Here is a 22846-nt window from a genome sequence, read left to right as displayed (position 1 = left end):
GCAGTGGAGTGTGACGAAGCGAAGGCGTCGCCGCAAGTGCGCGCATGGGCGCTATCGGAATCAGGCCTTGTCGCCGGAGTGCGGCTCGGCCTCGATGCGGAAGGCGGCGGCGAAGAGGGCGCGCGTGTAATCGCTCTTGGGCGCGGCGAAGACGTCTACCGCCGGGCCTTCCTCCACCACCTTGCCGTGGCGCATGACGATGAGATGGGCGGCGAGCGACTTCACCACCTTGAGATCATGGCTGATGAAGAGATAGGCGAGGCGGTGCTTGGCCTGCAATTCGCGCAGCAGATCGACGATCTGCGCCTGCACGGACATGTCGAGCGCCGAGGTCGGCTCGTCGAGCACGATGAATTTCGGCTTCAGCACAATGGCGCGTGCGATGGCGATGCGCTGGCGCTGGCCGCCCGAGAATTCATGCGGATAGCGGTCCATCATGGCGGGGTCGAGACCCGTCTCGGCCAGCGCCTTGGCGACGATCTCGCGCGTCTCCTCGAAGGAGAGACCCTTCATCTGCACGCCGAGTCCCTCGGCGACGATTTCCGCGATCGACATGCGCGGCGACAGCGAGCCGTAAGGGTCCTGAAAGACGATCTGCATGTCGCGGCGCAGCGGGCGCATTTCTTTGACGGTCTTCGCGTCTATGCGCTCGCCGAGATAGAGGATCGGCCCCTCCGAGCGGATGAGCCGCAGCAGCGCGAGGCCGAGCGTCGTCTTGCCGGAGCCCGATTCGCCGACGACGCCGACCGTCGAGCCGCGGCGGACCGCGAGGGTGACGCCGTCCACCGCCTTGATATGGCCGACGGTGCGGCGCAGAAAGCCGCGCTTGATCGGAAACCAGACCTTGAGGTCGTCGGCGGCGACGAGAACGGGCTCGTTCTCGTCATCCGGCGGCGGCGAGCCCTTGGGCTCGGCGGCGAGCAGGGCCTTGGTGTAGGGATGCTCGGGCGCCGAGAAGACCTTCTCGACATCGCCCTTCTCGACGATGCGGCCGTGCTGCATCACGCAGACATCATCGGCGAAGCGCCGCACCAGGCCGAGATCATGGGTGATGAAGAGCATGGCCATGCCATAGGTCTTCTGCACGCGCTCCAGCAGAGCGAGAATCTGCGCCTGCACGGTGACGTCGAGCGCTGTCGTCGGCTCGTCGGCAATGAGCAGGTCCGGCCGATTGGCGAGCGCCATGGCGATCATCACGCGCTGGCGCTGGCCGCCCGACAATTGATGCGGAAAGGCGGTGAGACGCTCGGACGGGTTTGGAATGCCGACCTCGCCGAGCAGCTCCACGACTCGCGCGCGGATTTTTTCGGCGCCGCGCGCGCCATGCAGCTCGAGGATTTCGCCGATCTGCTGCTCGATCGTCTGCAGCGGATTGAGCGATGTCATCGGCTCCTGAAACACCATCGTGATCTTCGCGCCGCGAATGGCGCGCAGCTCGGCGTCCGAGAGCTTCAGAATGTCTTTGCCGGAAAAGTCGATGCGTCCCGACGGATGTACGGCCGCAGGCGGCAGCAGCCGCACGATCGAGAGCGCGGTGATGGATTTGCCGGAGCCTGACTCGCCGACCAGCGCCAGCGTGCGCCCGCGTTCGACGGAGAAGGAGACTTTATCGACCGCGAGCGTCTCCTTGCCGCCTTGGGCGAAGGCGATGGACAGATCGCGGACGTCGAGGAGGGGGGAATCCATTTGATCGTTCACCGGAAGGTCTTTCGCGGGTCGAAGGCGTCGCGCACGGCTTCGCCGATGAACACCAGAAGCGAGAGCATCAGCGCGATGATGACGAAGCCGGTGAGGCCGAGCCAGGGCGCCTGCAGATTGGATTTGCCTTGCAGCAGAAGCTCGCCGAGCGACGGCGAGCCCGGCGGCAGGCCGAAGCCCAAAAAGTCGAGCGAGGTCAGCGTCGTGATCGAGGAATTGAGCACGAAGGGCAGGAAGGTCAAGGTCGCGACCGTGGCGTTGGGCAGAAGATGGCGCGTGATGATGCGGAAATTGGAGAGGCCGAGCGCGCGCGCGGCGTTCACATATTCGAAATTGCGCGCGCGCAGAAATTCCGCGCGCACCACATGCACCAGTGACACCCAGGAGAAGAGCAGCAATATGCCGAGCAGCACGAAGAAGCCCGGCGCCAGAAAGGACGACACGATGATGAGCAGATAGAGCTGCGGCAGCGACGACCACACTTCGATGAAGCGCTGGAACACGAGATCGATCCACCCGCCGAAAAAGCCCTGCACGGCGCCCGCCGCGACGCCGACGATGGAGGAGATGCTCGCCAGAATGAGGCCGAACAGCACCGATAGTCGGAAACCATAGAGCAGGCGCGCGACGACGTCGCGGCCTTGGTCATCCGTGCCGAGCCAGTTCCATTCGATCGCCGAGCAGCCGAGATGCGCTTTGTCGGGCCCGAGCTTTTTTGCCGCCGCGGCTTCGCATTGCGCCTTGGTGAGCAGCCATGTCGGCGGCGAGGGCGCCGGCGTCGGCAGATCGAGATTATGCGTGTCGTAGGAATAGTGTATCGGCGGCCAGATCATCCAGCCATTGGCGTCGATCTCTTTCTCGATCGTCGGATCACGATAGTCCGTGCGCGCGAGAAAGCCGCCGAATTTCTCTTCCGGGTAATCTTTGAAGATCGGGAAGAGCAGCTCGCCCTTGTAATAGGCGAGCACGGGCTTGTCGTTGGCGATGAAGTTGGACGCCAGCGAAAGCAGAAAAAGCGCCATGAATATCCAGAAGGACCAATAACCCCTGGAGTTGGCCTTGAAATTCTGCAGCCGGCGGCGATCGATCGGCCGCAGGTGAAACAGCCCGCCGCCCGGAATTTCCGGCGCGAGCTTCATCGTCGGGGCAGGGATGCTGGTCTCGTTCATCGGTCAGACCTCGCGCGTCTCGAAATCGATGCGCGGATCGATCCAGGTGTAGGTGAGGTCCGAGAGCAGATTCACCACGAGGCCCAGCAGCGCGAAAATATAGAGATTGGCGAACACCACCGGATAATCGCGATTGACGATGGATTCGTAGGAGAGATAGCCGAGCCCGTCGAGCGAGAAGATCGTCTCTATGAGCACGGAGCCGGTCAAGAAGGCGTGCACGAAGGCGCCCGGAAAGCCGGAGACGACGATGAGCATGGCGTTGCGGAACACATGGCCGTAGAGCACGCGGTTCTCGGTCAGGCCCTTCATGCGCGCCGTCTGCACATATTGCTTGCGGATTTCGTCGAGGAAGGAGTTTTTGGTCAGAAAGGTCTGCGTCGCGAAGGCGCCGAGCGTCATGGCGAGCACGGGCAGGCAGATGTGCCAGAGATAATCGCCGACCTTGGCCGGCAGCGACAGCTCCGAGAAATTCTCCGAGACGAGGCCCCGCAATGGGAAAATCTGCCAGAAGGAGCCGCCGGCGAAGAGCACGATGAGCAGCATCGCGAAGAGAAAGCTCGGTATCGCATAGCCGATGATGACGAGATTGGACGTCCAAGAATCGAAACGCTCGCCGTCGCGCACCGCTTTGGCGATGCCGAGCGGGATGGAGACGGAATAGGAGATGAGCGTCATCCATAGGCCGAGCGACATCGAGACGGGCAGCTTCTCGCCGATGAGCTTCAGCACGCTCTCGTCCCGAAAATAGCTGCGGCCGAAGTCGAAGACGGCGTAATTTTTCACCATCAGCAGGAAGCGTTCCCAGGCCGGCTTGTCGAAGCCGAACTGCTTTTCCAGCTCTGCGATGAATTTGGGATCGAGCCCCTGCGCGCCGCGATATTTGGAGGCGCCTTCCGCGCCGGCGCCGGGAGTCGCCGCGCCGCCGCGGCCGACATCGCCGCCGCCGCCGGAAAAGCGCGAGGTCGCGCCCATGTCATAGCCCTGCAGCTGCGCGATGACGCGCTCGACGGGACCGCCGGGGGCGAATTGCACAATGGCGAAGGAGATGAGCATGATGCCGAGGATCGTCGGGATCATCAGCAGCAGGCGTCGCAGAATATAGGCGGCCATATTCGTTCAACGCCCCGTGTAGTTGATCTTGCGCGCTTTGGAGTCGTCCCACCACCATGTCGCGGCTATGCCCGGGTCGAAGCGTGGGTAGCGCTCCGGGCGGCCGAACACATCCCAATGGGCGATCCAATGCGTCGGCTTGTAATAATGCGGAATCCAATAATAGCCCGCGATCAGCACACGATCGAGAGCGCGGCAGATTGCGACGAGTTCGGCGCGCGAGTTTGCAAGCAGCGCCTTTTCGATGAGGGCGTCGGCGACCGGATCGGCGACGCCGATCACATTGCGCTCGCCTTTGGTTCGCGCCGCTCGGGAGCCGAACATGACGCGCAGCTCCTCGCCCGGCGAATAGCCCATGCGCGGGCGCTCCATGATGATGTCGTAGTCGAAATCGTCGAGCCGCGCCTTGTATTGCGCGGAGTCGACGATCCGGATACGCGCGTTGACCCCGATGAGCTTCAGATTTTTGACGAAGGGCTGGGTGAGACGCTCGAAGAAGCTCGAATTATAGAGAAATTCGACTTCGATCGGTTTGCCGCTCGGCAGGCGCGTCACGCCGTCCTTGCGCGTGCACCCGGCCTCAGTCAGCAGATCGACGGCCTTGCGAAGCAGATTGCGGTCTTGTCCTGATCCATCGGAGACGGGCGGCTGGAAAGGCGCGTCGAAGACTTCTTTTGGCAGCTGATCGCGAAACGGCTCCAGCAGCGCGAGCTCGGCAGGCGTCGGCGGACCTACGGCCTCGAGGTCCGAATTCTCGAAATAGGAGCTCGTCCGCTTGTAGGAATCATACATAAGATTGTGATTGGTCCATTCGAAGTCGAAAGCGTAGCCGAGGGCCTTGCGCACGCGCGGATCGGAAAAAACCGGCCGGCGAATGTTCAGAAACCAGCCCTGAGAGTTGGAGTTGTTGTAGTCGGGGATTTCCTCTCGCTTGACGCGCCCGTCGCGAAAGGCGGGGAAGTCGTAGCCTGTCGCCCAAATCGCGGAAGTGAACTCCTCGTGCGCTGTGAAGGAGCCGGCTTTGAACGCCTCGAAGGCGACGTTGCGATCGGCGTAATAGTCGAAGCGGATCACGTCGAAATTGGCTTGGCCGACATTGACCGGCAAGTCTTTCGCCCAATAGTCCGGCACGCGCTCGAAGGAAATGAAACGGCCCGGATCGAACGGCCCGACCTTATACGCCGAAGAGCCGAGAGGCGGCTCCATCGTCGTCTGGTTGAACTTGTGCTTCGTATAATATGCTTTGGAGAAAATCGGCTGACTGGCGACCACGATCGGCAGGTCGCGCGTGCGGCTCGGCGCGAGCTTGACGACCAGAATGTCGTCTGCGATCGCCGTCGCGCTCACGAGGTCGCGTAACGATTGCGAGATCGACGGATGGCCCTCATTTTTCAAAATATCGAGCGAGAAGGCGACATCATGGGCAGTGAGCGGCGTGCCGTCATGAAAACGCGCTTCTCTGCGTAGGATAAAAGTGTAGGTGAGTTTGTCGGCGGATATGCGGACCTGCTTGGCGACGAGGCCGTAGAGCGCGTCGCGCTCGTCGAGGCTGCCGGCCATCAATGTATCGTAGACGAGTCCGATGCCCGCAGCCGGATTACCGCGCAAAATAAAGGGGTTGAGCGAATCGTAGCTGCTCATCTCGGGCGGCGGCGGCTCCATCACCAACGTTCCGCCCTTGGGCGCCTTGGGGTTCACATAGGCGAAATGCGGAAAGTCCGCCGGCTCGGCGAGCTCGCCGAAGATGGAGAGCCCGTGGCTCTCGGTCTCGCCCGGCGCGGCTTCGGCGAAGGCGGGGCGGATGGCCCATCCCGGCAGGGCGAGCCCGGCGAGGCTCGAGAGGGCGGCGAGCGCCCGGCGGCGCGTCACAGGAAGAAAATTGCGTGTTTCAGCCAAGGTGATCTCGCTTTCGGGGCGTCAGGGCTGGCGTGAGCGCGACGGCTCACGCGAATCCCGCGATTATGTCGGATTTTCGGGATGAAGCCATATGAGATTGCAGTCGCTTCCCATATGACGCGCGAGCCGGGGCCGCGGTTCCGCCTTCCGCGGGAGGGCGCCGGATACGCGAGGAAAGCGCCGCTTTTCGGGCAGCGGGACCGCGGGCGAGCCGGCCCCGCGAGAATTGCGGAAGCTAAATGTTGTGTCCGCTGGCCAAGGCGCCGTATTCGATGGCCCCTTTCGTATCGCGTCGGGAGCGCAGCCGAGATGACCAGAGAGCCCCGCCCGTTCCGCCACCAGGCCTTCATCGACGGCGCCTTCGTCGCCGCCGACAATGGCGCGACCTTCGCCGTTCGCGATCCGGCCACGGGCGCGGTATTGGCCGAGGTCCCGGACTTGGGCGCAGCGGAGACGCGCCGCGCGATCGAGGCCGCCGAGCGCGCGCTGCCCGGCTGGCGCGGCAAGCTCGCCAAGGAGCGCGCGCAAATATTGCGGCGCCTGCATGATCTGCTGCTCGCCGATCAGGAGCGCCTCGCGCAGATCATCACCGCGGAGCAGGGCAAGCCGATCGCCGAGGCGCGCGGCGAGATCGCCTATGCCGCCGCCTATTTCGACTGGTTCGCGGAGGAGGGCCGCCGCGTCTATGGCGATGTGATTCCGCAGCAGGCGCGCGAGAAGCGCATTCTCGTGTTCAAGCAGGCGATCGGCGTCACCGCCGCGATCACGCCCTGGAACTTTCCTTCCGCCATGATCGCGCGCAAGGCCGGCGCGGCGCTCGCCGCCGGCTGCACGATGGTGGTGAAGCCGGCCGAGCTGACGCCGCTCTCGGCGATAGCGATGGCCGAGATCGCGCAGCGTGCCGGCGTGCCGGACGGCGTGCTCAATGTGGTGACGACCAACGACCCCGCCAGCGTCGGCGCCGAGTTCACCTCCAATCCGACAGTGCGCAAGATCAGCTTCACCGGCTCGACCGAGGTGGGGAAGATTCTTCTGCGCCAGGCGGCGGAGAATGTGCAGAAATGCTCGATGGAACTCGGCGGCAACGCGCCTTTCATCGTCTTTGCCGACGCCGATCTCGATCTCGCGGTGAAGGGCGCGCTCGCGACCAAATATCGCAACAGCGGCCAGACCTGCGTCTGCGCCAATCGCTTCCTCGTGCAGAAAGACGTCGCCGAGGCCTTCGGCGCCAAGCTCGCCGAGGCGGCCTCCAGGCTGAAGGTCGGGCGCGGCGTCGAGCCCGGCGTCGTCATCGGTCCGCTGATCGAGGAGGCGGCGGTCGAGAAGGTCCAGCGTCTCGTCGCCGACGCCCGCGCGCGCGGCGCGAAAGTGCTGACCGGCGGCGGACGCCATGAGCTCGGCGGCAATTTCTATGCGCCGACCGTGCTCTTCGACACGCGGCCGGACATGCAGATTTTCGCGGAGGAGATCTTCGGTCCCGTCGCCGCGATCACCACTTTCGAGGATGAAGCGGAGGCGCTCCGCCTCGCCAATTCGACGCATTATGGCCTCGCCGCCTATTTCTACAGCCGCGACATAGCGCGCGTGTTCCGCGTCGCCGAGCAGCTGGAGTTCGGCATGGTCGGCGTCAACGAGTCGCTGATGTCGAGCGAGGCGGCGCCTTTCGGCGGCGTGAAGCAATCGGGCATGGGACGCGAGGGCTCCAAATACGGAATAGAGAGCTATCTCGAGATCAAATATGTCTGTCTCGGCAATATGTGAGGCGTTCAGCCTGCGCGGTTCGGCGTGCCCAGCACATGCACGTCGGGCGCGATCATCACATTGTCGAAACGCTGCGTGAACATCGGCGCCGCGAAGAAGGCGACGGCGCGCAGCGTTTCCTCGCCCGTGTTGACGAGATCATGCCGCAGCGGCGTCGGAATGACGAAGACGTCGCCCGGCCGCACGTGATGGACGACGCCGCCTTCTGCGCGCAATTCGCCGCAGCCGCCGAGAATATATTGCGTCTCCTCGGTGGCGTCCGTGTGCCAGCCGAGCCGTCCGCCGGGCTCGATCTCATAGACGATGGTCGAGGATTGCGTCGCGCCATGCTCGCCGCAGGAGGCGAAGGCGCCCGCCCAGCGCACGCTCGGATCGTCCACGCCGCCGACTTTGGCGCGCGGCAGGTCATTGGTGGCGACGAGGTGAATGGCGCTCATTGATCTTCTCCGAAATTCTAATCGAATTTTCCATGGCGCGAGTTCCGGGCGCGAGTTCCGGGGACGAGTCCCGCCGCAGTTCCAACGCGCCGCGCGCGGCTTCGTTCCGCGTGCTTGACAGGGGAGCGCTGTGCGGCTCTATTGAAAGGCGATGGTTCCCTCTCGAGGGATCAAAAGGGAATGCGGTGAGCGTCGGCGACGGCGCGAAGCCGCGGCTGCCCCCGCAACTGTGAGCGGCGAGCCGAGGATCAAACGAGCCACTGGAGCCATGCGCTCCGGGAAGGCGATCCGAAGGCGCTGACCCGCGAGCCAGGAGACCTGCCATCAGTCGTGGTCACGCGCGATAGCGTCGGGCGGGGTGCACCGAGGCGGCCGAGACCCTTTTCGCATAGCGCGAGAGGGTCGCGACCTTTCGCAGTGACGGCCCACGTCTGCTGCGAGTCTTCCGGCAATGTCCTCCCTGTCCCATCGGGCCGCCCTCACGGGCGCTGCTTCTCATATTGCGTTTCTTTCCGCCTCGCTTCTCCTTCCCGCTTCCGCCGCGGGGCAGGAGGCTCTGCCCACGGTTGAGATCGGCGCGGCGACCATCGTCTCCGCCGATCGCGTCGAGGAGCGCGTCGACAAATCCTCCTCCTCCGTCACCGTCATTCCGTCCGCGCAGATCGAGAAGCGCGGCGCGACCGGCCTCACCGAGGCGCTGCGCGGCGCGCCGGGCCTCGATCTCTATGAGACGGGCGGTCCCGGCGCGCAGACCTCCGTGTTTCTACGCGGCGCGACGCCTGGCCAGACGCTCGTCCTCGTCGATGGCGTGCGCATCGGCGATCCGTCCTCCACCGACGGCTCCGTCGATCTCGGCGGCCTCGTCGCCACGGACATAGAGCGCATAGAGGTGCTGCGCGGCCCGCAATCGGCGCTCTATGGCTCGGATGCGATGGGCGGCGTCATTCACATCGTCACGCGCAAAGGCGAGGGACGGCCGCGCGCGTCTCTCTCCCTGGAAGGCGGCTCCTATGGAACCGGACATTTGCGCGCGCGCGTCTCGGGAAGCGAGGATCGCTTGTGGTACGCATTCGCGATCGATGCGCTGACGATCGACGGCCATCCGCGCTATGGCTATCGCATTGCGCGCCCGCTGACGATCGGCGACGGCAAGACGCCTCTGCCGCCTCTGCCGCCCAATGATCCGACCAGAAAGGGCGGCGCCAGCGCGCGCCTCGGCTATCGCATGAATGAGGATGTCGCGGTCGCGGCCGGTTTCTTCGGCTATGACAGCGCGATCCGCTTCGACAATCCCTATTCCTTCTCGGCGATCGACGCCTACGATCCGCAGAACCATCAGCATGCGACATTCGCGCAAGGCTTTGCGCGCGTCGACGCCGACATGTTCGATCGCGCATTGCACAATCGTTTCACTCTGTTCGGCAATGTGACGAACCGCGACGTCTGGCAGGCGCGCTCCTGCTATGATGCGAGCTTCGACGCCTATAATTGCCGGCGCGGCTATCGTGGAACGCGGCGCGGCTTCGAATATCAGGGCGATCTCACGCTCGGCGAATTCGGCCTTCTGACCTTCGGCGCTCGCAATGAGACGGAGTCTGTCCGCACGTCGCAGGACCCTGTTCCGCCGACCACATTCACGCCGATCGACGCTGCGCAGACGACGCATTCGGGCTTCGCGCAGCATAAGCTCACCTTGCTCGAGCGCGTCGATCTGTCCTATGGCGGACGTATCGACGCCGTCGATCAAAATCGCACATTCGCGACATGGCGCGCCACCGCCGCTTACCGCCTCGAGGAGACGGGGACCAAATTGCGCGGCAGCGCCGGAACGGGCGCGCGCGTCGCCTCGCTCTATCAGCGCTTCAGCCAATATGGCGATCCGACGCTCGCGCCGGAAACGAGCGTCGGATATGACGTCGGCGTCGATCAATCCTTGTTCGGCGAGCGTCTCTATGCCTCCGTGTCGCTGTTCGAAAATCGCTTTCGCGATCTCATTGAATTCGGCCGCGCGCCGAGCTGCTCTGCGACACAGGCTTTCGGCTGCTATTACAATGTCGGCCGCGCGCGCACGAAAGGCGTCGAATTCTCCGGCGAGGCGATCGTCATTCCCGGCGAATGGCGCTTGCGCGCCAGCTACACGCATCTCGCCGCGGAAAATCTGACGACGCATCGCAGCCTGTACCGTCGGCCGCGCGACAAGGCGACGGGCTCCCTCATCTACACGGGAATCGCAGGGCTGGAGCTCGAGGCGCGCCTCAGCTACGTCGGGCCCAATCCCGACTATGACTATATTTTCTCGCAGCGCGTGACGCTCGCGCCTTACGCCAAGCTCGATCTCTTCGCCGATTACAAGATCGACGAACGCATGTCTGTGTTCGCGCGGATCGAGAATGTCAATGATGCGCGCTATGAGGAAGTCTACGATTACGGAACGGCGGGACGCTCCATCTATGGCGGCGTGAAATTCAGCTGGTGATGAGGTTTCAGGGAGAATGAACCAATGACGAATGCGACGCCGCAAAGGCGCCTGGAGCCGGATGGAACGCCGGTCGATGTCTTCGCTCTGCCGACCGACGCGCAGAGCCTCGAAGCGCTGCTGCGCGATCTTTTTCAAAATCATTGGCGCGAGATCGTGTTCGGGCCGATCATTCAAGGCGCGGCCTTCGAGATTCATGTCGATCATGCGCCGACGCATATCGGTCTTCTCGACGGCTATCTCACCATCGCTTTTGGGCAGACGCATTTTCATGTCTGCATCGGCGAGACGAAAGGACCGCGCAGCCGGCCGACGTCGCCGGAGCTCGCGCGGCGCAGGCGCACGGCGCGTGCGGAGCTGCATCGGCGCTTCTCCGGCACATGCGTTCCAATGTCCTGGAGCCTGCAATTGCTCAATGGCGCGGATGAGCAGCAGCTCGCCGTGCTCTTGCCCAATCCGTTTCTGCATCCAGAAACGGAGAAAGTCCTGCGTGAGCCCGATTGGTCGCGGCTCTCATTGTGGGATGCGTTGCGGGCGCGCTGGCTCGGGCTCGTCGAGCCCGATCCGCTCGATCGGCCGGCGCATTGATCTTCGGCATTGACCTTCGGCAGAGCAGGGCGTTCGTCCCCGCTCATAAATAAGGAGCATCGCATGACAAGGCTTTCACTTCCCATCATCGACGAGCGCAATCTGCTGTGGAGCGGCGCGCTCATTCTCGTCGGCGCCTTCTTCTCGCTGGCTTTCGCTTGCGCGGCGCCGCTCGCGGGCTTCGCCGCCATTGCGGCGCTCACCAGCACGCGGCGCAATGCGCTGGCGCTGACGGCGGCGATCTGGTTCGCCAATCAGCTCGTCGGCTTCACCATGCTGCATTATCCATTGGACTTCGAGACGCTCGCCTGGGGCGGCGCGCTCGGACTCGTCGCGCTCATCTGCTGCGAGACTGCGCGCTTTGCGGCGCGCATGTCGATCGGCGCCGGCGCGCCCTTCGCTGCGCTCGCCGCGAGCTTTCTCGTCTATGAGGGCGCGCTCTTCGCGATCACCCGCGCGGTGGGCGGCGATGTGTCGCATTATGCGCTCGCCAGCGTCGCGCGCATCTTCGCCATCAACGCCGGCGCTTTCTTCGGGCTCTGGGCCCTTGCCCTCGTCTGTGCGGCCATTGGCGCTGGGCGGCGGGTCGTGTCGTTGCGCGTTTGAAGCATGTCATTGGCGCGCGTCATTCTCTCCTTGGGGAGAATGACGCGAACGTCGGTGTCCGCGTCGGATGGATCGACGTGTCTCGAGAAGCGAGCCTGAAGGCTCGCGGTCCAAGCGCGGCTGTTCGAGTGCTCTCCTAGACCGCGAGCCTTCAGGCTCGCTCTTTTAAAACCGTTCGGCTTCGATGACGCAGGCGCCTATTTCGGCGCGTGCACCAGCAGGCGCGCGACGCGGCGTGGATCGGCTTCGACGATCTCGAATTCCCAGCCGTCCACTGGCGCCGGCACGATCTCGCCGCGCATCGGCACATGGCCGGCGAGCGATGCGACGAGCCCGCCGAGCGTCGTCACTTCGGCGCCGTCGTCCTCCGGCGTGAAATCGACGCCGAGCCGCTGCGAGACTTCCTCGAGATCGGCCTTGGCGTCGATGAGATAAACGCCGTCGGACACGGTCTCTATGCGCGGCTCCTCATCGACGTCATGCTCGTCCTCTATGTCGCCGACGATCATCTCGACGATGTCCTCCATCGTCACGAGACCATGCGTGCCGCCATATTCGTCGATGACGAGCGCGAGATGCGTGCGCGTCGCCTGCATCTTCACCAAAAGATCGAGCGCCGGCATGGAGGGCGGCACATAGAGCACCGGCTTCAGCACGGTGACGGTGGAGAGCTCAGCGGAAAAATCGATTGCGGCGAGCGAGACCGTCGGCGCGTGCTCGCTCGGCGCCGGCGCTTCCCCCATCACGGGCTCGGCGCGTTCGGCGAGCGAGGCGAGATAATCGACGAAATCGCGAATATGGATCATGCCGCGCGGATCGTCGAGCGTGTCGCCATAGACGGGCAGTCGCGAGTGGCCGGCGTTGCGAAACAGCGCCAGCGTCTCGCCGAGCGTGGCGTCCTGCGCGACGGCGACGATATCGGCGCGCGGGATCATCGCGTCGGCGACGCGCAGATCATGCAGGGCCAGCACATTCTTCAGCAGCACGCGCTCATGCGGCGTCACATCGCCGGCGGCGCCTTCCAGCGCCTCCTCTATGTCCTCGCGCACCGAGGGCGAGCCGAGCCCGATGAGCGCGCGCAGCCGATCGACGATGCCGCTTCGCTGCTCGCGCCTCGTGGCCGCGTGCTCGCCATTGTCCGTCCTAGACATCGCCGTTCGATTTTCCTTTGGATGAAGCCTCCGCCACGAGCTCGGAGCCTTCGTAAGGATCATTGAGGCCGAGCGCCGCCGCTATGCGGCGCTCCAGCGCCTCCATCTCTTCGGCCTCCCGTGGAGCTTGATGGTCGTAGCCGATCAGATGCAGAAATCCATGAATGAGCAAATGGGTGAGATGCGCGTCGAAGCTCTTGTCCTGCTCCGCCGCCTCGCGCGCGACGGTCTCATGCGCGATGACGATATCGCCGAGCGCCATGCGGCGCGCGAGCGGGCCGGGCGTCTCGAAGGAGAGCACATTGGTGGGCTTGTCCATGCCGCGCCATTGCGCGTTCAATTCGCGGATCGTCGCGTCATCAGTGAAGTTGACGCTGAGCTCGCAGCCCGGCGCGAGCGGCGCCGCCGTCTGGGCGACGCACTCGCGCACGGTACTCTGCGTCAGCTCGTCGAGCCCGGCCTGCTGATCCCAGCAGGGCGCAGTAACGATAATGTCGATCGCGACGCTCATGATTCTCGAGGCTTCGCCTTCTCCCGCCCGGCCGCCTCATAGGCGCCGACGATTTGCCGCACGAGGTCGTGGCGCACCACGTCGCCCTCGGCGAATTTCACCCTTCCGACCCCCTCGATATTGGAAAGCAGCGCGATCGCTTCGCTCAGCCCGGATTTCTGGCCGGGCGGCAGATCGGTCTGCGACGGGTCGCCATTGATGATCATACGCGATCCGTCGCCGAGACGGGTGAGGAACATTTTCATCTGCATGGAAGTGGCGTTCTGCGCTTCGTCTAGCAAAACGCAGGCCTTGGTGAGCGTGCGCCCGCGCATGAAGGCGAGCGGCGCCACTTCTATCATGCCGGTCTGAATGCCGCGCTCCACCATGCGCGGATCCATGAAATCATGGAGTCCGTCATAGATGGGCCGCAGATAGGGATCGACCTTCTCGCGCATGTCGCCGGGCAGGAAGCCCAAGCGCTCGCCGGCCTCCACCGCCGGGCGCGAGAGAATGATGCGCTCGACCACGCCCTGCTCGAGCAGCGAGACGGCATGGCCGACGGCGAGCCAGGTCTTGCCCGTGCCGGCCGGCCCTTCGGCGAACACCAGCTCATAGCGCTTCAGCGCCCGCAGATAGAGATCCTGGGCGAGGTTTCGCGCCCGCACAGGACCGCGTCGGCGCGTCGAAACTTGCTCGAAGACCGCGCGGCCGGGCTCCGCCTCGGGAAATAGGCTGCCCTGGCGGGCCGATTCCTGAATGGCGCCATCCACGTCGCCCAATCCCACCTTCTGGCCGAGCTGCACGCGGCCGTAGAGAATTTCCAGCACGCGGCGAGCCTGCTCGCAGGCCTCGGCGCGCCCCTTCAGCGTGACATGATTGCCATTGGCGAAGCAGGAGACGGCGAGGCGCCGCTCGATCTTGGCGAGATGCTGGTCATAGAGGCCGAAAACCAGCGAGGCGTAACGATTATCCTCGAAGGCGAGCGTGATCTCCGCCTCCGGCTCGCCCGAACGCGGCGCGTCCGGCTGTTCGAAGACCCGTCTCTCGCGGTCGAGCGTCACAGGGCGGCCTCCCTCACAGCTTCAAGGCTCGTTCGGCCGACGATGCCGCCGGCCAGCGAATTGGAGCCGGCGGCGACAATCGTCACCGGCAGAGTCTTTCCGATCAGCTCCAGGCCGCCCATCGCATGGACGGGCTGCATATAGGGGCTCTTGCCGGCGATCTGACCCTCGTGCCGGCCCGGCTTCTCGAACAAGACCTCGACCGTGCGGCCGACAGTGGCGGCGTTGAACGCCTGCCGCTGCTCCTCGACCAGCGCCTGCAGAATGGCGAGCCGCTCGGATTTGACGCGCTCGTCGATCTGATCCGCGCGCTCGGCGCCCGGCGTGCCGGGGCGCGGCGAATATTTGAACGAAAAAGTGGACGCGTATCCGACCGCGCGAATGAGCGCCAGCGTCGCCTCGAAATCCGCGTCGGTCTCGCCGGGAAAGCCGACGATGAAGTCCGAGGACAGCGCGATATCCGGCCGCGCCGCGCGCAGCCGCGCGACAATGTCCAGATAAAAGCGCGCGTCATGGCGTCGGTTCATCGCTTTCAAAATGCGATCCGAGCCGGATTGCACCGGAAGATGCACGAAGGGCGCCAGAGTCGGCAGCTCGGCATGGGCGTCGATCAGCTCCTGCGTCATATCGATCGGATGGCTGGTGGTGTAGCGCAGCCGCGTGACGCCTTCGATACGCTCCAGCCGCGCCAGCAGGCGGGGCAGGGACCAGGGCGCGCCACTCTCGTCCAAGCCGCTATAGGCGTTGACGTTCTGGCCGATGATGGTCAGCTCGCGCACGCCGGCCGCGGCCAGCGCCTCCGCCTCCTCGACGATCTCTTCTGGGCGACGCGATATTTCGGCGCCGCGCGTGTAGGGCACCACGCAGAAGGAGCAGAATTTGTCGCATCCTTCCTGCGCCGTGACGAAGGCCGTGACGTCGCGCACGCGCTTGCCCGCGGCCGCCGCGCGGCGCAGCGCCTCGAACTTGTCGGCGACGGCGAAATCCGTCTCGGCGACGCGCTCGCCCGCTTCGGCGCGGGTCAATAGATCGGAGAGGCGATGATAGCTCTGCGGCCCGACGACGAGATCGACCGCGCGCTGGCGGCGCAGCACCTCCTCGCCCTCCGCCTGGGCGACGCAGCCGGCGACGACGATTCGATAGTCCCGGCCTTCGGCGCCGCGCTCGCTTTTCAGCTTGGCGAGGCGGCCGAGCTCGGAATAGACCTTTTCCGTGGCCTTCTCGCGAATATGGCAGGTGTTCAGCACGACGAGATCGGCGTCGTCCTCATCGGCGGCCTCCGCATAGCCGCGCGCCGCGAGCAGATCGGCCATGCGCGTCGCGTCATAGACGTTCATCTGGCAGCCATATGATTTGACATAGGCTTTCGCGGGTCCCACGGCTCCCGGCGCTTGCTCGAGGGGTAAGGCGGGCGCGGGCTTCGATGCGGCGTCGGAAATCTTGGTTTCTCCTCAACGGGCGGCGGGGTCTCGCGCCGGGGCGATATTACTCTCGCTTTCCCGGCCCGCAACGTCCGTCGCCAGAAGTTCTCGCACGCGCGCCTCGGTGGCGGCGGCGAGAGCCTTGCGGTCGCCGGAGCCGGGGTCCACGGCCTCGCCCCACAATATATGGCATTTTGCGCCGCCGCGCTTCATAAGACTCCATAAATGTGGGAGGAATGTCATATCCCCGTACCAGCCGACGTCCAGTCGGCCGCCGGGCGCGCTTTTTCGCTCCGTGTAGAGAATGGCGGCCGGGGCGAGCGTGGGCGCGGCCGCATTGGCGGCGGCGAGATCGCTCAGCATGGCAAAATGCGAGGCGTTGAATTTCAGCACGCCGGCGCCGTCGCTCGACGTGCCTTCCGCGAAGACCACGATATCGTCGCCCTGCCGCAGCCGTTCCGCCAGAGCCGCATTGACGATGGGGATCGCGCGTCGATTGCCGCGCTCGACGAAGACCGTGCCCTGCAATCGCGCCAGAAAGCCGAGCACAGGCCAGGAGGAGACCTCTGACTTCGCCAGAAAAACCAGCGGATAGCGGCTGGCGAGGGCGATGATGTCGGTCCAGGAGACATGATTGGCGACGACGAATCGGGGGCTCTCGCCGGCGAGCCGGCCGCTCTCGCGGACCTCAATGCCGATGATGGCGCACATCACGCGGCAAAAGCCGGTCTGAATATTGTGGCGCAGCTCCCAGCGCCGTCTCCGCGCCAGCCATTGGATGGGGACGAAGACGACGAAGGCCCCGGTCATCGCCAGGACAAAAGCGAGCGCGCGCAGATAAGGCATGGCCCTGTCTCTAACGCGCGAACGACGGTTTCGTGACAGCCGGGCGGTTCCGCTATTTCCAGCGAGGCGCGCGTAGCCTTGACGGCTCGGCAATAAAAATATTAAGCCGATAGGAAATATTAATTATTTGGGGCCTCGAGATGACCATGATCACGTTTTCGCGTTTTCTACTCTCCGGCGTCGCCGTCGGCGCTCTGGCGTTGGCGTTCGCAGCGAAAGCGGAAGACGCTGTGGTCGAGGACGTCCAGGTCGGCGCCAAGAGCGAGAATGGATTGACCCTACAGGAGGAGAAAGTCCTGCTGAAGACGCCCCGGTCGGCCGGGATTGTCGCGGGCGAGAAGGCCACAGAGGAACATCTGGAGCGTCTGTCCGACTTTTCGCAACTGGTGCCGAATTATCGGCCGAACATCGCCAATCCGCAGACGACGACCCCTGCTATTCGCGGGGTCGGCGTAGGAGTCGGAACTGCCGCGGGCGTCGAGTCGCAGACGGGATTCGTCGTCGACAATGTCTTCTACAAGCATGTCGGCTTCCAATGGGCCGATTATGTCGAGCTCGAATCTTTCGAGCTCGGCCTCGGTCCGCAAGGCACGGCCGGCGGCAAGAACACGACGGTCGGCAATGTCATCGTCCGCACTCAGCTTCCGTCCTTCGAACGTCGGGCCACATTCGAGACCTCCTTTGCAAACTACACTCATTTTATCGAGAAATTAAATGTCACAGGGCCGGTCGTAGACGACAAGCTCGCTTATCGCGCCACCTTCTACCTCGATAAGGGCGATGGCTGGATCCGCGATCAGAACACCGGCGCCGAGGTCCTGAACAACAATCGCTGGGGCGCACGCGGTCAATTGCTCTATGTCGGCGAGAACGTCACCGACAGGCTGATTTTCTTTCGGCTGATGTCGGACGAGTACAACAGCTTTTTGAACGGGCCATTCGGCGATTCGGCGCAGCTCTTCGCCAACGGGACACTGGCGGCGCCATATTCGCAAACGCTATGGTCGCGGCTCGGCCGCGTCCTTCTCACGACTGATCCCTACAAGCCATATTACACGCGTGGCGGCACGCATCACACTCGCACGATCGGGGCGTCGAATGAGCTGAATTGGCAGATTGGCGAGAACACGCTGACGTCGATCACCGCTTGGGGCGCGTTTCTGACGCATCCACATGGTCCTATGACAGGATTCCAGACTTTAGAGATAAATAATAGCCCAGTTAATACATATGTAGACCAATATTCTCAGGAGTTTCGCTTTGCTTCTGCGAAGGACGTAGCCTTGGAGTGGCAATTCGGAACCTATCTATTCTACGAGAAATTTTGGTCTTATAGCCATAATGACTTTGGGTCTGACGCCGCACGATGGTACAATTCTCCAACGACCGACCCCGCGCTGCTCAATGGCTTCATTTATCACAAGGACGGAAAATCGACGACCTTTCAGGCCGCCGGATTTGGACAAGGAACCTACCATCTCGACGAGCAGTGGTCGCTGACTTTCGGCTTGCGAGACAGCTACGAGAGCAAAGAAGGTTCCGATTTCGGCTGGGAGGAGGCATTGAGCGCCAAATTCTCTCCGGCGCAAGTGGACACGGCCATTCGTGGCGCGCTCGGATCCGGCTTTTTCGACACCGGCGGAACGCGCGCTACACGCAACATGCTCACGGGAGCATTCAACCCATCCTTCAAATACAGTGAGAATATTCTTCTCTTCGGCCTCGTCGGGCGTGGCGAGAAGGCGGGCGCGGCGAATGTCGCGGCCCTGCCGATTCTCTCCGGCGCGACATTCAAGGGGTTTCAACCTGTCATCACCAAGGCCGAAAGCAATTGGGACTATGAGCTCGGCGCCAAGACGAATTGGCTCGACGGAAAGCTCATCGCCAATTTCAACCTCTATTGGACCGACATTTACAATTTTCAGGCCTCGCAGGTCGACACGAGCTATTCAGATAGCACCGGGCAACCCCTGCGCCTGACTTATATGGGAAATGTGCCGCATGTCCGGCTGCGCGGCTTCGAGTTCACCGGCCGATGGAATCCGCTCGAGAGGCTGTGGTTCAGCTTCAATGGAGCTTATACCGAGGCGCGCTACATCGATTATTCGAACGCGGCTCCGCCGTCCGATTGGATATGGCCGACGCCCAATCCGACTCCGGCAGGCTTCGTCAAGGCGCCCCTGACCCTGTCGCGTTCGAACACGCGTTGGGAGAATCTGCCGAAATGGGCGATCAATGTGGGCGTCAATTACGAGCATCCTTTGGGACCTATTTTTCAGGATCTCGGTCCTGATTGGGAGCGCTCGATCACAGGATTCGGCTATGTCAATCTCGCTTGGCAGGACAAGACTCAGCTGACCCACCCGTTTTCCGTGCTTCAATACTGGCAACCCGCCTATTCGATCGTGAATGCGGGCCTCGGCCTACGCACCGACGACCAAAAATACACAGTGTCGCTATGGGCCAAGAATATCTTCGATCAGCGGTACATTACGGCGTGGTCGCAAGGCAACGCCACGACACAGGCGACCGTCGGCATGCAAAATGCGCCGCGCTACTTCGGCGGCACGCTTCTGGTAAGGCTGGAGTGACGGAGCCTCACAGCTCGCAGCGCATCGTCAGCGCCGCCTGACGCTCGCCATTGGGCCGCTGATAATAATTCTCGCGCCGGCCGATCGTCTTGAAGCCCAGCTTCTCATAGACTTTCAGCGCCGCGGCATTGTCCTCGCCCACCTCGAGAAAGACGAGGCGCGCCCCGCCGCGCTCGAGATTGCCGAGATGCGCCGCGAGCAGCGCCCTTCCGAGTCCGACGCCGCGGCGGGCGGGATCGACGGCGAAGGTCAGAATCTCGGCGTCCGGCGGCAGCAGCCGGGACAGCGCCATGCCGCCCATCTCGTCCTTCAGCAGCCGCTCGTTCATCGCGCCGTCGGCGAGCACGGTGCGGTCGGTCAAAAGGCTCTCGAAATCGATCTTCGACCACGGGAAGGCGAAGGAGCCCGCGTGAATCTTGGCGCAATCATAGGCGTGATCGGCGCCGATGGGGCGGATCACATAATGGGGCTTCGGAAAGAAGGTCGAAAACAAGCTCATGACGCTGGAGCTCATGCGCCCGCGGGGGCGTCTTGCGGCGCGCGCTCCAGCGGCTTGGCGTCCGGCGCCTTTAGATAGAGCGGGCGCGCCGGCGCGGTCGCTGGATCGGCGACGAGGCCGAGCCGGGCCACAAAGGCGATATCGGGCGCCGGCGCGCGGCTGGCGACCTCTGCCTCGAGGCCGGCGAGGCGAGCTTCCTCGGCCAGCAGCGGCGCGCCGGAGCCGATCAGCCGCAGCGGGCCGGAGCCGAGCGCGCGCAGCGCCTCATGGGCGCCGACGCGGCGCGGCGACAGCAGTGTGCGGCCGTCCGGCCCATAGGCGGTCACATAGACCTGGCCATGGCGGGCGTCGATCGCCGCCGCCACCACGCCGTCATAGGGCAGCAGAACATAAGGCGCCGCCAACGCCGCCAGCGTGGAGACGCCGACGATGGGCGCCTTCACGGCGAGGGCGATGGCCTGGCCGGCCGCGAGGCCGATTCGGATGCCGGTAAAGGAGCCCGGCCCGACCGTGACCGCCACCCGACCGATGGAGCCGAAGCCGCCGCCCGCCGCCGCGACGACGCGCTCGAGGAGCGGCAGCAATTCCTCGGCGTGGCCGCGCTCCATCGGCGCCGTCTCGACGGCGAGCGGATCGGCGGCGCCCAGATCGAGCACACAGGCGGAGACGGCGGGAAGCGCCGTGTCGATGGCGAGGATTCTCATTGCCGGCGGATTATGACGGGTTTCGCGCGGCTTTCAAAGCGGCCTCTCAAACCTGCTGCACCGACGTGACCTGGGGCACGAAATGGCGCAGCATATTTTCTATGCCGTTCTTGAGCGTGGCGGTGGAGGAGGGGCAGCCGGAGCAGGAGCCCTTCATCGCCACATAGACGGTTCCGTCGCGAAAGCCGCGGAAGGTGATGTCGCCGCCGTCATTGGCGACCGCCGGACGCACGCGCGTCACGATCAGCTCCTTGATCTGCGCGACCGTCTCGGCGTCGGCGGGATCGAAGAATTCGGCCGGCGCGGCCTCGGCGCCGTCGACGACGATCGGCTGGCCCGAGCTGAAATGCTCCATGATCGTGCCGAGAATGGCCGGCTTCAGATGCGCCCATTCGGCGTCCGTCTTGGTGACGGAGACGAAATCGGGGCCGAACATCACCGCCTCGACGCCGGCGATGGAGAGCAGCGCGCCGGCGAGCGGCGAGGCGGCGGCGGCCTCCGGCGTGCGGAACTCGCGCGCGCCCTCGGCGAGGACCGGGCGGCCGGGCAGGAATTTCAGAGTGGCGGGATTGGGCGTGGATTCGGTCTGAATGAACATTTGTCTTCTCCGCGGCGTCCGGTTCAAGGCCGGCGTGGCGATATTTCGGAGCCTATGTAGCACGAAATCCGCCGCGTCGCAGCAACTGCCGCATTCGCCTTCAGCGGCCGGCGCGGGCGTGGGCGCGCAATATGTCGAGCAGCGCCGCGCCATGGTCCGAGCGGCGCGCGCGGGCTTCGCCGATCGGCTCGAAATCGGAGAGGTCGGGAATGAATTTGCTGGAGCCTTTGAACATCAGCAGGCCCGTGGCCGTGACCACAATGTCGCCGGGCCGCAATGTGGGGTCGTCGAGCCGCGCCTCCTCGCGTTCCGCCCGACTGATGGCCATGCGGTCGAAATCGGCGACCATGCGCGACGCGAAAGCGTCATAGCGCTCGCGCGCTTCGGCGATCTGACGCAGCCATTGCGCGCGCCCGTCATCATCGGCGCGCGCGATCTCTTGCGCTCGGGCTCCGTGCAGAGTCGCGGCCGTCATGAATGCGAGGAAAATGCGTCTCGTCGTCGCCATGGCGTGCGAAAAAGCCGCGGCGCGCCGCGCTGCATGAATGATGATCGAACATGCGTTCGTGATTCGCACCTGCGCGTTTCCCGAGTACGTGCATTCCCCAGTTTGTCAATCTCTGTAGCGCCCGAATAATGATTATAGCGCGGGTCACGCCGATCGAAAGTCGGCGCATGGGTCGAGCATAGAGCTTTTTCGCGGTTGGTTATTCCGAGGTTCTTGATGATGATCTGTCCGCCGCCACGCGATGCGCAACGATGCGTCGCGTTTCCTGCGCCGGCGCGTCAATGCGCCGCCTTTTTCTCTCGAGACGAGCGATGCACATGGTCCAGATGCCGCTGACGGGCGCGCTCGTCGACGATACGTCTCGGCGGATGTGCTCCATTCCGCAGGAGAGGACGAATCGAGACGCCACGATCCATATTGTCGACGACGACGACGCCGTTCGTGATTCTCTCAGCCTGCTGCTGTCCACGGACGGCTTTCGGGTCCGCGCCCATGAGAGCGCCAGCCATCTTCTGGCGTCGGTGGAGCCGGGCGACACCGGCTGCGTGGTGACGGATGCGCGCATGCCGGAGATGACCGGCATAGAGCTGCTGGAGGCGATGAAGGCGCGGCGCTTGTCCTTGCCGGTCGTCGTCATCACCGCCTACGCCGATGTGTCGCTCGCCGTGCAGGCGATGAAGCAGGGCGCTTTCGACTTTCTGGAGAAGCCCTTCGACAATGAAGCGCTGATCGCCTGCGTGCGTCTGGCGCTCGCCTATGAGCGCGAGGAGCAGTTCCGCGCCGCCGAGACGCAGACCATTGAGGCGCGGCTGCAGACTCTCACCGCGCGCGAGAGCGAGGTGCTCGAGCGCCTTCTGCACGGCATGCCGAACAAGGTCATCGGCCGCGAGCTCGGCATCAGCGTTCGCACGGTGGAGGTCCATCGCGCCAATGTGATGCTGAAAATGAACGCCGGCAGCCTTTCCGAGCTGGTGCGCATGTCGCTCGCCGCCGAGCAGGCGCGCGGCAAGGGCTGACGCGCGGCCCGCTATCGTCGCGCGCGTCATTCGATCCTGTGTCTTTCGAGGACGCTCCGACTCCCGGAGCGTCCTATTTTTTGTTAACCATGGCCTGTAGCGAACGGGTCACAGCCGGACGATAAAGGGTTTGCGTTGCGTGGAAGGCCTTGTCTTCGCCAAAGAGACAGGGTCATTTGGGCGCGCGGCGAAGCTCCGGGAGCGGCTCGGAGCA

The 22846-nt window shown here is 64.1% G+C and carries 20 protein-coding genes and 1 riboswitch; of the genes, 6 read left to right on the top strand and 14 right to left on the bottom strand.

Annotated features, from left to right (window positions below):
- Window positions 1-60: 60 nt before the first annotated feature.
- From ACT53T_RS08230 to ACT53T_RS08215, 4 genes are read right to left on the bottom strand one after another with little or no spacing between them, the layout of a single operon-like run.
- Complete coding sequence (locus ACT53T_RS08230) at window positions 61-1686, bottom strand: ABC transporter ATP-binding protein (RefSeq protein WP_476160850.1); 1626 nt, start codon at window positions 1684-1686, stop codon at window positions 61-63.
- An 8-nt stretch (window positions 1687-1694) separates the two neighbouring features.
- Entirely contained in the window at window positions 1695-2837 is a 1143-nt protein-coding gene (locus tag ACT53T_RS08225; RefSeq protein ID WP_400770284.1) for an ABC transporter permease, read from the bottom strand.
- 33 nt (window positions 2838-2870) lie between these two features.
- Window positions 2871-3980: a microcin C ABC transporter permease YejB gene (locus ACT53T_RS08220; RefSeq protein ID WP_400768207.1), complete on the bottom strand. Its 1110-nt coding sequence runs from the start codon at window positions 3978-3980 to the stop codon at window positions 2871-2873.
- A 6-nt stretch (window positions 3981-3986) separates the two neighbouring features.
- A complete protein-coding gene (locus tag ACT53T_RS08215) occupies window positions 3987-5876 on the bottom strand; it encodes an extracellular solute-binding protein (RefSeq protein ID WP_476160849.1) in 1890 nt (629 codons plus the stop codon).
- Window positions 5877-6185: 309 nt separating this feature from the next.
- On the opposite strand from ACT53T_RS08215, the gene ACT53T_RS08210 reads away from it, so the two are divergent.
- Complete coding sequence (locus tag ACT53T_RS08210) at window positions 6186-7637, top strand: NAD-dependent succinate-semialdehyde dehydrogenase (protein ID WP_476160848.1); 1452 nt, start codon at window positions 6186-6188, stop codon at window positions 7635-7637.
- A 5-nt stretch (window positions 7638-7642) separates the two neighbouring features.
- Here ACT53T_RS08210 and ACT53T_RS08205 read toward each other — a convergent pair whose 3' ends face one another.
- Complete coding sequence (locus ACT53T_RS08205; protein ID WP_018265728.1) at window positions 7643-8074, bottom strand: cupin domain-containing protein; 432 nt, start codon at window positions 8072-8074, stop codon at window positions 7643-7645.
- A 135-nt stretch (window positions 8075-8209) separates the two neighbouring features.
- Window positions 8210-8414: riboswitch (cobalamin riboswitch) on the top strand.
- A 111-nt stretch (window positions 8415-8525) separates the two neighbouring features.
- Between ACT53T_RS08205 and ACT53T_RS08200 the strand changes: the two genes are divergently transcribed.
- The 3 genes from ACT53T_RS08200 to ACT53T_RS08190 all read left to right on the top strand — a co-directional run bounded on the left by ACT53T_RS08200 (window position 8526) and on the right by ACT53T_RS08190 (window position 11744).
- Window positions 8526-10550, top strand: coding sequence for a TonB-dependent receptor plug domain-containing protein (locus ACT53T_RS08200; protein WP_476160847.1), 2025 nt, complete (start codon window positions 8526-8528; stop codon window positions 10548-10550).
- A gap of 24 nt (window positions 10551-10574) precedes the next feature.
- Entirely contained in the window at window positions 10575-11138 is a 564-nt protein-coding gene (locus ACT53T_RS08195; RefSeq protein WP_476160846.1) for a DUF7676 family protein, read from the top strand.
- Between the two features lie 63 nt (window positions 11139-11201).
- A complete protein-coding gene (locus ACT53T_RS08190; RefSeq protein ID WP_476160845.1) occupies window positions 11202-11744 on the top strand; it encodes a hypothetical protein in 543 nt (180 codons plus the stop codon).
- A 197-nt stretch (window positions 11745-11941) separates the two neighbouring features.
- Here the strand turns inward: ACT53T_RS08190 and ACT53T_RS08185 are convergent, their stop codons facing one another.
- The 5 genes from ACT53T_RS08185 to ACT53T_RS08165 all read right to left on the bottom strand — a co-directional run bounded on the left by ACT53T_RS08185 (window position 11942) and on the right by ACT53T_RS08165 (window position 16716).
- On the bottom strand, window positions 11942-12895 hold the full coding sequence (locus ACT53T_RS08185) for a hemolysin family protein (RefSeq protein WP_476160844.1): 954 nt from the start codon (window positions 12893-12895) through the stop codon (window positions 11942-11944).
- Window positions 12888-13406, bottom strand: a complete 519-nt coding sequence (gene ybeY / locus ACT53T_RS08180) for an rRNA maturation RNase YbeY (protein WP_018265723.1) — start codon at window positions 13404-13406, stop codon at window positions 12888-12890. The genes ACT53T_RS08185 and ybeY overlap by 8 nt, the downstream gene beginning before the upstream one ends.
- Window positions 13403-14449, bottom strand: coding sequence for a PhoH family protein (locus ACT53T_RS08175; protein WP_476160843.1), 1047 nt, complete (start codon window positions 14447-14449; stop codon window positions 13403-13405). Before ACT53T_RS08175 ends, ybeY begins: the two co-directional genes overlap by 4 nt.
- Complete coding sequence (miaB, locus tag ACT53T_RS08170; RefSeq protein ID WP_476160842.1) at window positions 14446-15828, bottom strand: tRNA (N6-isopentenyl adenosine(37)-C2)-methylthiotransferase MiaB; 1383 nt, start codon at window positions 15826-15828, stop codon at window positions 14446-14448. The genes ACT53T_RS08175 and miaB overlap by 4 nt, the downstream gene beginning before the upstream one ends.
- Window positions 15829-15900: 72 nt before the next feature.
- On the bottom strand, window positions 15901-16716 hold the full coding sequence (locus ACT53T_RS08165) for a lysophospholipid acyltransferase family protein (protein ID WP_476160841.1): 816 nt from the start codon (window positions 16714-16716) through the stop codon (window positions 15901-15903).
- Window positions 16717-16856: 140 nt separating this feature from the next.
- Between ACT53T_RS08165 and ACT53T_RS08160 the strand changes: the two genes are divergently transcribed.
- Complete coding sequence (locus ACT53T_RS08160; RefSeq protein ID WP_476160840.1) at window positions 16857-19307, top strand: TonB-dependent receptor; 2451 nt, start codon at window positions 16857-16859, stop codon at window positions 19305-19307.
- Between the two features lie 7 nt (window positions 19308-19314).
- Here the strand turns inward: ACT53T_RS08160 and ACT53T_RS08155 are convergent, their stop codons facing one another.
- The 4 genes from ACT53T_RS08155 to ACT53T_RS08140 all read right to left on the bottom strand — a co-directional run bounded on the left by ACT53T_RS08155 (window position 19315) and on the right by ACT53T_RS08140 (window position 21616).
- Window positions 19315-19806, bottom strand: coding sequence for a GNAT family N-acetyltransferase (locus tag ACT53T_RS08155; protein ID WP_026191350.1), 492 nt, complete (start codon window positions 19804-19806; stop codon window positions 19315-19317).
- Between the two features lie 11 nt (window positions 19807-19817).
- Complete coding sequence (gene tsaB, locus ACT53T_RS08150; protein WP_476160839.1) at window positions 19818-20510, bottom strand: tRNA (adenosine(37)-N6)-threonylcarbamoyltransferase complex dimerization subunit type 1 TsaB; 693 nt, start codon at window positions 20508-20510, stop codon at window positions 19818-19820.
- A 46-nt stretch (window positions 20511-20556) separates the two neighbouring features.
- On the bottom strand, window positions 20557-21108 hold the full coding sequence (locus tag ACT53T_RS08145; protein WP_018265716.1) for a NifU family protein: 552 nt from the start codon (window positions 21106-21108) through the stop codon (window positions 20557-20559).
- A 100-nt stretch (window positions 21109-21208) separates the two neighbouring features.
- Window positions 21209-21616, bottom strand: a complete 408-nt coding sequence (locus ACT53T_RS08140) for a hypothetical protein (protein WP_476160838.1) — start codon at window positions 21614-21616, stop codon at window positions 21209-21211.
- A 317-nt stretch (window positions 21617-21933) separates the two neighbouring features.
- Here ACT53T_RS08140 and fixJ point away from each other — a divergent pair, with 317 nt between their 5' ends.
- Window positions 21934-22632, top strand: a complete 699-nt coding sequence (gene fixJ, locus ACT53T_RS08135; RefSeq protein WP_400768174.1) for a response regulator FixJ — start codon at window positions 21934-21936, stop codon at window positions 22630-22632.
- The last annotated feature ends 214 nt before the right edge of the window (window positions 22633-22846 follow it).

It is taken from the genome of Methylosinus sp. DMC45 (genome assembly GCF_056313885.1).
The sequence above is the reverse complement of the archived record's forward strand: the minus strand, read 5'-3'. Positions and strand labels throughout refer to the sequence as shown.

Excerpts from the sequence above, each read along its gene's own strand:
- ACT53T_RS08230 (WP_476160850.1), bottom strand. The coding sequence starts at position 1,686 with ATGGATTCCCCCCTCCTCGACGTCCGCGATCTGTCCATCGCCTTCGCC.
- ACT53T_RS08225 (WP_400770284.1), bottom strand. The coding sequence starts at position 2,837 with ATGAAGCTCGCGCCGGAAATTCCGGGCGGCGGGCTGTTTCACCTGCGG.
- ACT53T_RS08220 (WP_400768207.1), bottom strand. The coding sequence starts at position 3,980 with ATGGCCGCCTATATTCTGCGACGCCTGCTGCTGATGATCCCGACGATC.
- ACT53T_RS08210 (WP_476160848.1), top strand. The coding sequence starts at position 6,186 with ATGACCAGAGAGCCCCGCCCGTTCCGCCACCAGGCCTTCATCGACGGC.
- ACT53T_RS08205 (WP_018265728.1), bottom strand. The coding sequence starts at position 8,074 with ATGAGCGCCATTCACCTCGTCGCCACCAATGACCTGCCGCGCGCCAAA.
- ACT53T_RS08200 (WP_476160847.1), top strand. The coding sequence starts at position 8,526 with ATGTCCTCCCTGTCCCATCGGGCCGCCCTCACGGGCGCTGCTTCTCAT.
- ACT53T_RS08195 (WP_476160846.1), top strand. The coding sequence starts at position 10,575 with ATGACGAATGCGACGCCGCAAAGGCGCCTGGAGCCGGATGGAACGCCG.
- ACT53T_RS08190 (WP_476160845.1), top strand. The coding sequence starts at position 11,202 with ATGACAAGGCTTTCACTTCCCATCATCGACGAGCGCAATCTGCTGTGG.
- ACT53T_RS08185 (WP_476160844.1), bottom strand. The coding sequence starts at position 12,895 with ATGTCTAGGACGGACAATGGCGAGCACGCGGCCACGAGGCGCGAGCAG.
- ybeY (WP_018265723.1), bottom strand. The coding sequence starts at position 13,406 with ATGAGCGTCGCGATCGACATTATCGTTACTGCGCCCTGCTGGGATCAG.
- ACT53T_RS08165 (WP_476160841.1), bottom strand. The coding sequence starts at position 16,716 with ATGCCTTATCTGCGCGCGCTCGCTTTTGTCCTGGCGATGACCGGGGCC.
- ACT53T_RS08160 (WP_476160840.1), top strand. The coding sequence starts at position 16,857 with ATGACCATGATCACGTTTTCGCGTTTTCTACTCTCCGGCGTCGCCGTC.
- ACT53T_RS08155 (WP_026191350.1), bottom strand. The coding sequence starts at position 19,806 with ATGAGCTTGTTTTCGACCTTCTTTCCGAAGCCCCATTATGTGATCCGC.
- tsaB (WP_476160839.1), bottom strand. The coding sequence starts at position 20,510 with ATGAGAATCCTCGCCATCGACACGGCGCTTCCCGCCGTCTCCGCCTGT.
- ACT53T_RS08145 (WP_018265716.1), bottom strand. The coding sequence starts at position 21,108 with ATGTTCATTCAGACCGAATCCACGCCCAATCCCGCCACTCTGAAATTC.
- ACT53T_RS08140 (WP_476160838.1), bottom strand. The coding sequence starts at position 21,616 with ATGGCGACGACGAGACGCATTTTCCTCGCATTCATGACGGCCGCGACT.
- fixJ (WP_400768174.1), top strand. The coding sequence starts at position 21,934 with ATGGTCCAGATGCCGCTGACGGGCGCGCTCGTCGACGATACGTCTCGG.